Origin of the sequence: Legionella nautarum (genome assembly GCF_001467895.1) — a bacterium.
Classification (GTDB): Bacteria; Pseudomonadota; Gammaproteobacteria; order Legionellales; family Legionellaceae; genus Tatlockia; species Tatlockia nautarum.
Genome location: NZ_LNYO01000011.1, coordinates 1 through 14,507 on the forward strand (window position 1 = coordinate 1; position 14,507 = coordinate 14,507).

Below are 14,507 nucleotides of genomic sequence, written 5' to 3' on the forward strand. Positions count from 1 at the left end.
CCAATTACGGGGGCACATGCTTAGCCACATAGTACTCTAACTCTCAGTCTATAATTTTCAAAATTTCTAAATCCATAAGCACGTCGTTGAATGAGTTTCATCTACGATGGAACCCTTCCGTAATACCGTTATTTTTAGTAAACCGCCACATTCTAACCACTTACTCTCGCCATTGGTATAATGTTTTACCTAGAGCCCTTTTCTGCCAAATGGGTTAATGTATTGTGCCTCTCTGCGGCACATCCTGGGATATAAAGTTATTCAACCTCATCGCCATTCTCCACCCAATAGTCGGGAGGACCTCCGCTAGGGGTTGGTCTTGTTGATAATGGGCTCAGTCTATAAGCTGATCCTTTTCCGTTGTTGCTTGATTTTTGCCCCTCTCTTTTTCGATTTTCATAGATGGTTTTGTTTAAAGTATCAATTAAAATTTTATTTTTAAATATAAAAAACAAATCATTATCATGAGTTGGATTGTCAGCCTCAAATTTGCATGCAATAAATAAATGGGCATCATTTTTATCACTAAATTGAGCAATTTCTTTTCTTTCTAAAGCACCCAGAGGTTTGATCATGACTTGAAAAATAAATGAGGCTGTATTATTTAAATCACCATTACCTTCTGCATATTTTGCATGGGTAACAAAAATATTCTCATTATTTAATTCAAGCAGTAGTTCATCCTGGTCATCATATACTCTATAAATAATTTTTTTTTCTTCTTCATCTATAGACGATTTTTTGGTCATAAACAGTCGTGCATCATTTAATTTATTAAAGGATGCGAGTAGTTTTTCTTCCCCTCTTTCATAATGTTCAGTAATTTTATAGTTCATACGAAAATCCCTTATAACGACTCATTGATCATTATAGCCCTATTGATTCATCGAGAGAGCAAACTGATTGCTGAGATATTATTATTCCATGAAGCCGCTTCTTTGTTAAAAAACATAACAAAATCCAGCAATTACCTGCTTGACATAAGGGAGGCGCCTAAGGTAACTTTCGCTGCTTTACAGCCCAGAATGGAAGCTGGCTTGAGAATAGGAAATTTTAGCTGAAGGCCGCTATTCACAGCAGTATAGATGGATCGTCTTATTGACAAGTTTTAGATTTCAGGAGGGATCATGTCTGCTAATTCCGGTAAGAAGAATTATGATGACAATATACAGCTTGATGTAGCGATAGTTGGTGCGGGGTTCTCCGGGCTTTATCTTCTGCATTCGCTACGTTCAAAGGGTTTTTCAGTAAAAATTTTTGAAGCGGAAGATGAAATTGGCGGTACCTGGTATCGCAATCGCTATCCTGGAGCTCAGTGTGATATCGCCAGCACTGACTATTCATATAGTTTCGATCCTGAGCTCGAAGCGGAGTGGAAATGGACTAAAAAATTCGCCACCCAGGTTGAAATCCTGGAATACCTAAACTACGTTGCGGACAAGTACGAACTAAGAAAGGATATTAATCTTGCAGCACGTGTAAAAACTGCTAAATGGAAGGAAGACTCAAACCGTTGGCATCTAACATTTGACGAAACTAAGGAAGTGAAATCTCGCTTTCTCGTTATGGCTAGCGGTTGTCTATCCATACCCAAAGAAGTGGATATACCAGGTGCAAAAAATTTCTGCAAAGAAAGTTACCATACAAATAACTGGCCACGAGAAGCGCCGTCCTTTAAGGGAAAGCGAGTCGCTGTAATTGGGACAGGCTCATCAGGAATTCAGATTATCCCAGTTATTGCAGAACAAGCTGCCGAGCTTACGGTCTTTCAAAGAACACCATGCTTTTCACTTCCTGCTAATAATCGTGTGATCTCAACTGAAGAAATGGAACATTTTGAGACTCAACGCAAGGAATACCGCGAAGCCGCCAGAAAGTCGCCTATCGGGGTGGCCGTAGAAACAAATCCCACCAGTGTTTTGCAAGTTTGCGAAGAAGAACGCAATAGGCTCTACGAGCATTTGTGGGAGAATTCTGGTATTGCTGAAGCTGCTTCTGTCTTTAATGATTTAGGTACTAATCGAGCTGCAAACGAAACTTTAGCTGAATTTATACGTAATAAGATCCGAGCAACTGTAGCCGATCCGCAGGTGGCTGAAATGCTATGTCCAAAAGATTACGCTGTTTTCACTAAACGCTTATGCTTCGATACAAATTACTACCAGAGCTACAACCTTCCGCATGTACGGTTAGTTGATCTGAAACAAAATCCGATTTTGTGTATAACCGCAAAGGGTATCGATACTGCCTTGGAATCATTCGACTTTGACATGATAGTTTTTGCACTTGGATTTGATGCAATGACGGGTGCCTTATTGGCTGTCGATATCCAGGGACGAGATGCTATCTCACTTTCTGATAAATGGTTGATGGGACCCACTTCCTACCTGGGTTTGATGACCTCTGGTTTTCCGAATCTTTTCATGGTAACGGGACCAGGAAGTCCCTCGGTTACGACTAACATGGTTATGTCAATCGAACAACATGTCGAGTGGATTTCCGATTGCATCCAACACATGTCAAAGGAAGGGCTTGAAGTGATTGAACCCACTGTGAGCGCAGAAAAAGGGTGGACTGAGCATGTAAAAGATTGGGGGGCGCTTACTCTTTTTCCTGAGGCTGAGTCCTGGTATACAGGCGCAAACATCGAAGGTAAGACACGCGTTTTTATGCCATTTATAGGTGGATTAGGTACTTATCGCGCAATCTCCGAAGAGGTTGTAGCTCGTGATTACTTGGGGTTTTCTTTTCAAGGCCCAGGTATTCAACGCTGCAAGGATGGTATCATTCGACCCTTGAAACCTGACGTTGCAGCAATGCTTCCGCCGCCCGGAGATTCTGAAGCGCCAGGCCCTGAAACCTTGCCTCTTGACGATATCCGAGCCTTATACGCTACCTTTTCTGTCAAACGACCAGCTCTTTTGAATGTAGATGAAATTATTGATGGTATGCTGCCTTGTCCAGATGGCAATTTGGGCTATCGTTTGTATCGTCCACTCGGCAAAGGCCCACATCCATTGCTAGTCTATTTCCATGGCGGGGGATGGGTACTCGGTGATCTTGATTCTGATGATCCCTTTTGTCGGGACCTATGTGCTAGAACTAATTCAATCGTTATTTCTGTAGATTATCGACTTGCCCCCGAATTTCCCTTTCCAACCGCCCTGAATGATGCTTTTTTCGCAGTACAATGGGCAGCGAAGAATGCGGAAAATTTAGATGCTATACCAGGTCAGCTGGCGGTGGCTGGGTGGAGTGCAGGGGCAAATATTGCGACTGTCATTTGTCATCTTGCGCGTGATAAGGATGGACCAGATATTTGTGGCCAGCTATTGGTAAATCCCATGGTTGATTCTGATTTTTCAAGACTTTCCTATCAAAGCAAAGGTAAAGGTTACTTGCTTACCACCTCATTAATTCAATGGTTTTGGAATAATTATGCTGACCCTAAAGATTGGAATAACCCAAAAGCTTCTCCCATTCGAGCAAAGGATCTATCGAATTTACCTCCTGCATTTATCGCAACCAGTGAATTTGATCCCCTTCATGACGAGGGAGAGGCCTATGCCAAGGAACTACAAAGTGCTGGAATAAAGATAATTTATCGTTCTTATCCTGGTCAAATCCACGGCTCATTGGTTGCAGCAGACACTGTTCGTTCGAGCGCTGGAGCGCGAGCCGAAATGGCAGCAGCTTTATTAGAGTTTTTTAGTTGCGCAGATAGATCTAGAGATAAAAAACAAGAAACTGGATTGTCTCCAGAGGTAAATAATTTAGAGGTTCAGTTACTTTAGCATTAGTGTTAACAAGAGAGGATAAGACATGTCTACAGCAGCTATTAAAACAAGTAAGATTTCCTTACTTGCATTATTTCTCACAATCTTCGTGGATGCAGCAGGGATGGCGTTGGTGTATCCGGTGCTCACACCACTTTTTGTTCACAACACAACCTATTTATTCGATCCTACTGTTTCTGAACATTTTCGCAATTTTCTTTACGGATTTGTTTTGGCAATCTATCCAATTATGATGTTCATTGGTTCGCCTCTTTTAGGAGTTCTTTCCGATAAATATGGACGTAGATTAATTTTGATAATCTGTATGACCGGTAACTTAATCGGACTATTGATAATGGGCTTAGGAGTTATGATTAATAGCGTGACAGTTATTATCCTTTCCAGAATTATCTCTGGTGTGACAGCAGCTAGTTTACCTGTTGCACAGGCAGCGATTATTGATTTAAGTACTGAACAAACTAAGGCTAGGAACATCAGCCTGATCACCGCGGCTAACTCTTTTGGTTTTATAGTTGGCCCGATTATTACTGGCATTTTATCTTATCCATTTTTCGGTTTGGCTCCGAGCCTTTCTGCGCCTTTCTTTTTTGCGGCTTTATTACCTACAGCAACGCTATATTTTCTTATAGCTCATTTCAAAGAAACTTACCCTGGGAATAAAGCCTTAAAGTTAAATATGGGCATTGCTTTCCAAAGTATTTATCTTGCTTTTAGAAACAAAGCAACGGTTACTCCCTTATGGATTCTGACTGGGTTTCTAGTGGGCTATTATATTTTCTTTAATTACATGTCGATGTTTGCTTTGCTCAAATTTGGTTATGATCAGTTCATGGTATCGGTTTTGCTCGGTTCCTTTGCAGTGACTTTTGCGACTTCATTTTTGTTTATCATTCCCAAGCTAACCTCATGTTTCTCTTTGAATAAATGTCTTTTAATTAGCATTGCACCGCAATTTGTTTGCACTCTGCTACTCGTTTTGTTTACTTATGTCACTATGCTTTGGACTGTTGCTATACTGATAGGAATATTTGTTCCCTGCAGTTATGTAGTCTTGCTCAGCATCCTTTCTAATAAGACTGAAGGAGAATTCCAAGGTAGGATTATGGGGGTGTCGTCTTCTGTTAACTCCTTTGCCTGGGGTTTTGCTCCATTATTAACGGCAATAGTGCAGCCCTATTCAATATTACTACCTCTTGTTGTTGCAACCATTATACTTCTGGCGACGCTATTTTTATCAATAAACTACCTTCGAAACATTTTCTCAAGCAGTCTTGTAGCAACTGTGCCTGATGTTGCCAGCTAAAAGTCTCCCTCGGTGGAAAACCTTCCCGCAAACATGCTGCGGGAGGGAAGAGTGAATCTTACCTTGCAGTGCAGGTAGATTGGCCAATAGTTTTCATGTTTAGATAAGTCCAATGGTTCGACATCGAGCCATTTGCCTTAATGTCCATAACCAAGATTCCGGTTTCTTTTGCATCTTTAGGGTTGGTAAAAACCAGAGAAACTGTTTTTTTGGTTTTATCATAAATGCCCGTACCGATATAAGACCCACCGTCATTAAATGAACTATTGATAGAATAGGTTTCCCCTGTTTTTTTTATGGTCATTTCTCCTTTGAAGACTGTGTCCGGATGTTGTTTGTCCCTACCAACGCACTCATAATTTCCTTCTAGATTAATTGGAGCGGCAGAAAGCGCTTGTCCTGAAATGCTTGATAAAAATAAGAGTGCAAATAAATGTTTTTTCATTGATGGATCCTTAAATTAGAACAGACTTATTCTAAAGCGAGCGCATTTTAGCAAAAAAAGGAACACGACTAAAAGATAATAATTGATGTGTTGAAAATAAAAAGATCAACACCGTATCAAATTAAACACTTAGCTTAAAAATTCAATATTGACAAGGAGTTAATTTGAATATTTAATAGGATGCTAGCCCAGTTTAGAAACAAAGTAGCTTTTCTTTGAATGGATAGAGTAATTTTATAAAGTTATTCAATAGTTCTGATATCACTTCTACAGAGTTTTTCATCTTAGTTTGTATGAGGTAGGGAAAGTGCAAAATAGATATCAGGTATTTTTCTAATCAAAAGGTTGTAAATCTTGTTTCAATCCAGGTGTAATCTTTATTGGGATTGATATGTATAATAATAAGAAAACGACTATTGTCGAGGTGCTAGGGCAACTAGCTTCTGATAAGCCTGAACAACTTCTATACACTTTTTTAACTAATCAGCGTGATATACAACTCACATATAGAGAATTCGATACAAAGGCCAAACAGATAGCTGCACTGATTAGCAATTATACCGCTGCTGGTGAGCCTGCGATTCTCTTGTATCCTGCGGGGCTTGACTTTATAACTGCTTTATTTGGCTGTTTTTATGCTGGTATCATCGCTGTACCCATTTACACTCATAACTTTCAGCTTCAAAAACTCTTGCCTCGTCTCGAATCCATAATGCTGGATACCAATGCAAAAATCATTTTAACTACCGATGAAATTGTGCGCGATAAACATCGTTTTATTGAAATGGCACAGTGGCTAAAAGATACAAAATTCATAGCAACTGACTTGCAAGATTATAGTTTGAATTCCTTGCCAATAACGAGCGAACTATCGCCAGAATCTATCGCATTCCTGCAATATTCTTCTGGGTCAACAGGTATCCCTAAAGGCGTGATGGTAACGCATCAAAACCTTATAGCCAATTTGCGGGTTATTAGGGATGCTTTTGGCCTTGAACCCAATCAAAATGTAGTATCCTGGCTTCCTCACTATCATGACATGGGTCTCATTGGAAACATCTTGGGAGCGCTGTTTAGCCAAACCCCCCTTTATTTATTTTCGCCAGCGGATTTTATTCGCAAACCCTTGCGATGGTTGGAATTAATTAGCCGTACACAAGCAACAGTCAGCGGAGGACCCAATTTTGCTTATGAATTATGTAGTCAATCTTTTCGCCCTGAACTTTGCAAAGGTTTAGATTTAAGCGCTTGGGAAGTTGCTTACAATGGTGCTGAAATGGTTCGTGAAAGTACACTCAGCCGTTTTGAGGCTATTTTCGCACCCTATGGGTTTCAAGGAAGGTCTTTCCATCCTTGCTATGGCTTGGCAGAGTCCACATTGATGGTTTCAAGTTCTGGAAAATCTCACTGCACGCGAGAACTTATTCTGGATAGAAAGAGTTTATTAAAGGGCCAGCTCAAAAAAGAATCGGCAGTATCTCCTTCAACGGTTATTTCCCTAAGTTCAGGGCAAATTCAAGCTACCCAACAGGTAGAAATTGTCGATCCAAAGACAAGAACTCGCTGTTTGCCTGATCAAATTGGAGAAATTTGGGTAAGCGGCCCTTCAGTCTGTAAAGGTTATTGGAACCGGCCCGAAGAAACCAACTATTATTTCAAGGCAAGCTTGTCTGAAGATTCAGGTCAGCAATTTCTGCGCACGGGTGATATGGGGTTTTTAGATCAAGGATGGTTATACATAACCGGAAGAATAAAAGATCTAATTATCATAAGGGGTCAAAATCATTCACCGGAAGACATCGAAAATACGGTTATTAACAGTCATCCCTCAGTATCACAAAGTCGAGTGGTAGCCTTTAGTCATGATTTTGATGGAGAAGAAGGATTGGTGGTCCTCGTTACTCAACCCAAGCATTTTAGTGAACAAAAAATCGCGATAGAACAGGCTATTCGTAAGGAAATTTCAACAAAGCATGATTTAGTGGTTAAGGAATTAATCTTTATTAAAAGGGCAAGCATTCCTTTGACTTCTAGTGGCAAGGTGCGTCGAGGTGAATCGAAGAATCGTTATATTGAAGACAGGCTTAACCGTTTAGAGTCAGCTGCTGAGGTGTTGATTACTGAAAAAGGGCAAACAAATAGTGAATCAAACCTTGCCAGCACAAAACCCAGTCCAGAACAATTAATTAAACTCAATACGGATGCCCGCTTTGCAATTATCGTAAACTACTTACAAAAAGTCTTGGCGCGTGAGTTGGAAGTTAGTTTGGAGGCAATCAACCTTATTGCCCCCTTAAACCTGATTGCAGTTGATAGTCTTTCCAAAGTAAGAATCCAACATGAAATTCAGGAACTCACTGGTGTGCAAATTGGTCCGGAACGACTTTTAAGTGAGGCAACTTTAGTTGAGTTAGCCAGAGAAATTGCAGTAGCAATGAAAGATAAGCAATCTAATGGCCAACCTTTATTAGAATTAGAACCAAAAGAATTTCCCCTGTCTAAGGGGCAACAATCTTTATACTTTATACAAAGACTTAGTCCAAATAATTTTGCCTATAACATTTCACGTGCGGTTAGGGTAGTTAGTCCATTGGATCTCTCCGCATTGGAAAACGCTTTTAAAAATTTACTTAATAGACATGTTGCCTTGCGTACACGTATTTTCGAGCAGAATGGATCTTGTTTTCAAGCTGTTGCGGAGCCTTTCACGGCTGATTTTAAGCTTGTTGATGCCAGAAATTGGTCTGATTCCGACTTATCAACTTGTATATCTAGTTTTTCTAGGCAGACTTTTGATTTAAACTCAGGATCGATGGCACGCCTATGCGTGCTACAACGAGAGCAGGATTATCTCCTTCTTTTTTCTGTGCATCACATTGTAGCTGACCTGGTTTCTCTCACCGTGGTGGTTGCAGAATTAGCTGAATACTATCATGCTGAAATTACAGGTGAAAAAGCCAAACTGCCAGCTCTCCTGGTTTCACCCCAAGAGTATATTCATTATGAAGAAGAATTCCTCCGGTCAGATAAGGCGCAGAAAATGCGCCAGTACTGGCTTGACGAGTTAAGTGATTCAGCCCTGTCGCTGGATTTACCTGCCGATCACCAACGTCCACCTGTAAAAAGTTACGAAGGGAAAACTTATCATTTTAGTTTGCCAGTAGAGTTAAGTAAAAAAATAGAAGAACTTGCGGTTAGGGAAGGAGTTACTATCTATGTAGTAATATTGTCGGCTTACTTTGTGTTACTGCATCGTTATACTGAAAAATCCACAATCACAGTGGGAACGCCAATGGCAAACCGTTCTGATGCGAGATTTGCAAATATGGTGTATTATTTAGTCAATCCTGTGGCAATCAAAGGAGACTTTTCACACAGTTTGACTTTTGAAGATTTAATTAGTCAAATCAAGGACAAAACACTGGCGGCTATTCTTAATCAGCAATACCCCTTAGCTAAACTTATAGATGAGCTCCAAATCAAGCGTGACGCCAGTTCCACACCTTTATTCCAGGCTATGTTCAGTTATTTAAATCCCATGCCTGGGACTGATTTATCAGCCTTTGCTTTAGGCCAATCGGGTTCTTGTCTAAATTTTCATGGATTGATACTTGAACCTTATTCTATACCCACCTATGGTGCTCAGTTTGATCTTAATGTTGCAATTTCGCACAACAATAATCAACTTGCTTCAACCTGGGAATATAGTACAGATTTATTTAATCAATGCACTATTCATAGAATGGCGCAGCATTTTCAAATTATCTTACAGGAAATGGTTAATGATTTTAGCCAACCTCTTAATGCGTTCATACTGCCCAGCTTTGAAGAAAGAGAGCAGATGGAGCTCTGGAACGCTACGCAAACCAACTATGATTTAGAACTACCGCTACATCAGTTGTTTGAGTTGCAAGTTGAGAAAACCCCCGATGCTATCGCAATTCTGGATGAAAGGGATTCACTTAGCTATCGTGAATTTAACACCCGAGTCAATCAAGTAGCACACTACCTAATTAATCTGGGAGTAAGACCAGGCAGCATTGTTGCAATATACATGGAACGCTCGCTGGAAATGGTGGTCGCTTTATACGCTGTTCTTAAAGCAGGGGGTGCGTATTTGCCCCTTGATTCCAGTTATCCGAAAAACCATCTCAATTGGGTTCTAAACGATGCGGCTCCCACACTTGTTCTAACCGGTTCAGCTACGCCTTCCCTGGAAGTTGCATGTCCAGTTTTAAGTTTGGCTTCTGGTGGCGAAGACTTTAAAAGCCTACCTAAGGAAAATCCCTCCCTGGATATCAAGCCTTATGATAAGGCTTATATTATTTATACCTCAGGTTCTACGGGAAAACCAAAAGGGGTAATGATCCCTCATCAAGGTATTCGTAATCGTATACTATGGATGCAGGATGAATATCAATTAGATTCAAGTGATCGTGTGTTACAAAAAACTCCTTATACCTTTGATGTTTCGGTTTGGGAGTTTTTTTGGCCGCTTGCAACAGGAGCATCTTTATACATGAGTAATCCGGGCGGACACAAAGACCCCTATTATTTAGCTGCTACGATACAACAAAAACAAATTACCACAGTGCATTTCGTACCCTCGATGCTTAAACCTTTTCTGGATAATGACAAGGTAAGTCAGTGCAAGAGTCTGAGACGTATTTTCTGTAGTGGTGAAGCTCTAAATCCAGAATTGGCAAGATTATGTATTTCAAGGCTCGATGCTAGTCTCTATAATTTATACGGTCCGACAGAGGCTTCGGTTGATGTCTCCCATTGGACTTGTCCACGAGATCAACCGATTAATCGTGTACTCATTGGGAAGCCCATTGCCAATACCCAGCTGTATATTCTTGATAATCATTGTTTACCTGTACCGATCGGAGTTCCTGGTGAATTATATATAGGTGGGGTTGGACTGGCCTTAGGCTATTTAAATCGATCTGATCTAACTACCGAATGTTTTATTCAAAATCCTTTTTCGCAGGATGCTGAGGCAAGGCTATATAAAACGGGTGATCTTTGTCGTTTTGAAATCAGCGGTGACATTGAGTATTTAGGGCGAATTGATAATCAGGTCAAAATTCGTGGATTTCGCATTGAACTGGAAGAGATAGAGTCAGCTGTTTGCAGCCATCCACTGGTCAATGAAGCTGTCGCATTAGCGGTTCATGATGCCTCAGGTTCAGCACGTCTTGCTTTGTACTTTGTAGTGAAGGGTTCTGCTAATCCGCCGCTATCAGAGTTAAGGAATTATCTAAGTGATCGCTTACCTGAACATATGATTCCAGCATTCTTTAAACAACTTGATGAACTACCCTTGTTGCCCAATGGAAAGGTAGACCGAAAAGCACTACGAGATTTGGGTATTTCTTTACCCGCAGTTAAGAGCCGAAATTATATTGCCCCTGTTACCCCCATGGAAATCCTTCTGTGTAAAATTTATGAAGAAATCTTACAGGTTGATCGCATTAGTATTAGCGATAATTTTTTTGATCTGGGAGGTGATTCGCTGTTAGTTTTGCGTGCAGTTGCAAAATTGCGTGAATTGGAAGTAGAGGTCACTATACAGCAGTTATATTCCAATGCTACAGTCGCTGAAGTTGCTGCCTTGATTGAAAAAAATGATAAAGCTGATGATAAACGCTCAACAGCAGAGCAATTTTCTCTAATAAATCCAATAGATTTGGCAAAGCTTCCAGCTTCGCTTGAAGATGCCTATCCCTTAAGCAAAATGCAGGAAGGGCTGGTTTTCCATAGTGAATTTAGTCCTGATTACGAAATCTATGTTATGGGTTTGCACCTAAGGCTTCCTTTGAGTCTCGAGTCTGTCCATGAGGCCTTAGCTATGCTGGTAAAACGGCATCCTTTATTACGCACCTCCTTTGATCTCATCCATTACAGTGAACCGCTGCAACTTGTTCATTTTGACTCTACCATTCCAACTACTATTTTTGATATTCAATCTCTTTCTTTAGAAGATCAGAATTTAGAAATAGAACGTTTTATGCGTGAAGAAAAATGGCGTAAATTTGATTGGACAAAGGCTCCTTTTTTACGCTTGGCTCTTCATAAACGCAGTGCGGACCAAAGCCAATTCACCTTTAGCCATCCTTTATTTGATGGTTGGTCTATGGGGTTATTAATTACTGAATTTTTTACGATCTATGGTGCCTTATTAAAAGATAAAAAGCCGCCTTTAAAGCCTGCTCCGCAAGTAAAATATCGTGATTTTCTTAGCTTAGAACGGCAAACCATGAGATCAGAAGCTTCTTTGCATTACTGGCAAAGAAAACTTGCAGGGATTTCGCGCTCAGAATTGCCGCGCTGGCCTGCGCACCGTAAAGAAGGGCCTGGAAGACATATACGCGTAGTTGTAAAAGTACCCAGTGCAACTCTTAAAGGGTTACAGAAGCTCGCAACAGTGGCCGAGGTGCCCTTCAAAACAGTTTTACTTGCGGCTCATATGCGAGTTGTTGGGTTTTTAACCGGGTCCACGGAGGTTACTACAGGTTTATTAACCAACGGCCGTCCTGAGATGTTAGATGCCGACTCTGTTATTGGCATGTTTTTAAATACAACGCCATTTCATATCAATCTGGATTCCAAAAATTGGATAGAACTTGCACGAAATACCTTTCAAGCAGAATCTGAGCTGTTGCCACACAGACGTTTTCCCTTAGCAGAACTAGTGAGAATAGTTGGTGATGGAAAACAACTTTTTGAGACGGCTTTCAATTATATTCATTTTCATATTTATAAAGCGCTGGAGAAGGTTCCTGATTTATCAGTTCTTAGTTGGAAAAGTCCTTCTGATCAAACTTATTTTCCACTTACTGCCTATTTCCATTTAGATATTTCTCAGGAAAGCTCAGAACTTTTGTTCTTTTTGGATGTGGATACAGGGGTATTAGCCCAGCAACAAATTGATTCCTTGCCTCATTATTATTTGAATACCCTAAAGGCAATGGCCTCTGATCATAATGCTGAATACAAAGCTATTCAATTGTTACCTTGCGAAGAACAGAAGTTAATCATTGAGGATTTGAACAAAACAACTGATTTAACAGCGAAAAGCACTTTATTGGTTCACCAGGCTTTTTCTTTCCAGGCCAGACTTCAAGACGAAAAAATTGCAGTGCTATGTCATAAAGGACAATTATCCTATAAAGAATTAGAACAGCGCTCTAATTGCTTAGCCCATTATTTGCATGGGCTCGGGGTTGGTTCGAATCGCCTGGTTGCTGTCTGTTTACAGCGATCCACCAATCTAATTGTGGCCTTATTGGCTGTCTTAAAAGCAGGGGGAGCCTATGTTCCCCTTGATCCTTTATACCCCAAAGAACGTTTGGCCTACATGCTTGATGATGCTCAAACAACAGTTATCCTCACAGAAACCTTTTCTTGTGACAACCTGCCAGAGGGAGCTTTTCGCAAGATTTTTCTAGATACTGAGTGGCCAGCGATTAGCCGTTTCCCAGATTTGCCAGCAGATTTTGTACAGGATAAGGAAGATTTAGCCTATGTAATCTATACCTCGGGTTCTACTGGTTTACCCAAAGGAGTAGAAATTCCTCATCGTGCCCTCTCCAACTTCTTAAGTTCGATAAATTCTTTGCTAGCTTGGCAACCTTCAGAAAAACTGCTAGCGCTAACTACTATTTCCTTTGATATTGCCGGTCTGGAAATCTTTTTGCCCTTAATCACTGGTGCTCAGGTTTATCTTGCTTCAAAAGAAATAAGTGTTGATGGGGAAGGATTGGCTCAGTTAATAACTAAAGAAAAAATTACCAGCATTCAAGCAACTCCAGCAACCTGGCGAATGTTGATAGATACAGGTTGGACGGGGCATGCGGGCCTGCGTGCACTTTGTGGAGGAGAACGTATGCCTCAGGAACTTGCTCGTGATTTATTGGACAGAGGCTGTGATCTTTGGAATTTATATGGTCCTACAGAAACTACGATTTGGTCTACTTTATGGCATGTTGAATCAATGGAAGATTTAATTCCAATAGGTAAACCCCTGGGTAACACCAACATTTATGTTTTAGATGAGTTTCAACGTCCTGTTCCCCTGGGAGTTCCAGGTGAACTCTACATTAGTGGACTCGGTGTTGCCCGCGGGTATCGAAACTTACCAGAATTAACCGCAGAACGATTTAGCACTGATCCTTTTAGTGGACAAAACTACAGAATGTACCGTACCGGGGATCTGGTACGCTTTCGACCGGATGGTGTTTTAGAGTATTTAAGTCGAGTGGATCAGCAGGTTAAGGTTCGCGGGTTTCGAATTGAGCTTGGAGAAATAGAAACCCATTTAAATAGTCTGGAAGGCATTGATAAGGCGATTACCAGAATTATGGATGATGGTTTTGGTGAAAATCATATCGTAGCTTACTGTTTACAAAATGGCAAAATTGCCTATACAACAAGTCAATTACGCCAGTTGTTGCTGGAAAAATTACCCAGTTATATGGTTCCCTCTAATTTTGTATTTTTAGAGCAGTTTCCTTTAACGCTTAATGGAAAAATTGATTTCAAAGCTTTACCCAAGCCTGAGATCTCTAGGCAACCATTACAAGACGCTTACACTGCTCCCAGATCTGAGCTGGAACAAAAGATAGCAGAAATTTACGCCGAATTATTGCGTGTAGAACGAGTTGGCATTGATGATAATTTTTTTGACATGGGTGGGCATTCCCTTCTATTGGTAAGGATCCACGGCCAATTGCAAGCTCTTTTTGAACGCAAAATACCTATCGTTAAATTATTTGAATTACCAACAGTGAGAAAGGTGGCAACCTTATTTGCGAGTCAAGATGAACAATTGGTGGTTGCCGAAGCAGGGGAGCGTGCTAACAAACGTAAAGACTGGTTGGTAAAACAGCAAAAACGACGCTATTCAGGCATACCTAAGCTCGAAAAAACCTGATTTTCTGCGGGGTAAGAGCAAAAC

Annotated in this window: 5 protein-coding genes and 1 pseudogene; 3 read left to right on the forward strand and 3 right to left on the reverse strand. The window is 40.6% G+C overall.

The genetic code is table 11. The annotated features are described in order from the left end of the window. Positions 1–20: 20 nt before the first annotated feature. Positions 21–196: pseudogene (locus tag Lnau_RS16320) on the reverse strand (transposase); the annotation flags it as partial. A gap of 61 nt (positions 197–257) precedes the next feature. Next, entirely contained in the window at positions 258–836 is a 579-nt protein-coding gene (locus Lnau_RS03245; RefSeq protein WP_058503720.1) for a hypothetical protein, read from the reverse strand. A gap of 291 nt (positions 837–1,127) precedes the next feature. On the opposite strand from Lnau_RS03245, the gene Lnau_RS03255 reads away from it, so the two are divergent. Next, complete coding sequence (locus Lnau_RS03255; RefSeq protein ID WP_058503722.1) at positions 1,128–3,794, forward strand: flavin-containing monooxygenase; 2,667 nt, start codon at positions 1,128–1,130, stop codon at positions 3,792–3,794. A gap of 28 nt (positions 3,795–3,822) precedes the next feature. Further along, positions 3,823–5,100: an MFS transporter gene (locus Lnau_RS03260; RefSeq protein WP_058503723.1), complete on the forward strand. Its 1,278-nt coding sequence runs from the start codon at positions 3,823–3,825 to the stop codon at positions 5,098–5,100. 58 nt (positions 5,101–5,158) lie between these two features. On the opposite strand, the gene Lnau_RS03265 is transcribed toward Lnau_RS03260, so the two are convergent. Beyond that, complete coding sequence (locus Lnau_RS03265; RefSeq protein ID WP_058503724.1) at positions 5,159–5,545, reverse strand: hypothetical protein; 387 nt, start codon at positions 5,543–5,545, stop codon at positions 5,159–5,161. Between the two features lie 391 nt (positions 5,546–5,936). On the opposite strand from Lnau_RS03265, the gene Lnau_RS03270 reads away from it, so the two are divergent. Next, on the forward strand, positions 5,937–14,483 hold the full coding sequence (locus tag Lnau_RS03270) for a non-ribosomal peptide synthetase (protein ID WP_058503725.1): 8,547 nt from the start codon (positions 5,937–5,939) through the stop codon (positions 14,481–14,483). Positions 14,484–14,507 lie beyond the last annotated feature (24 nt).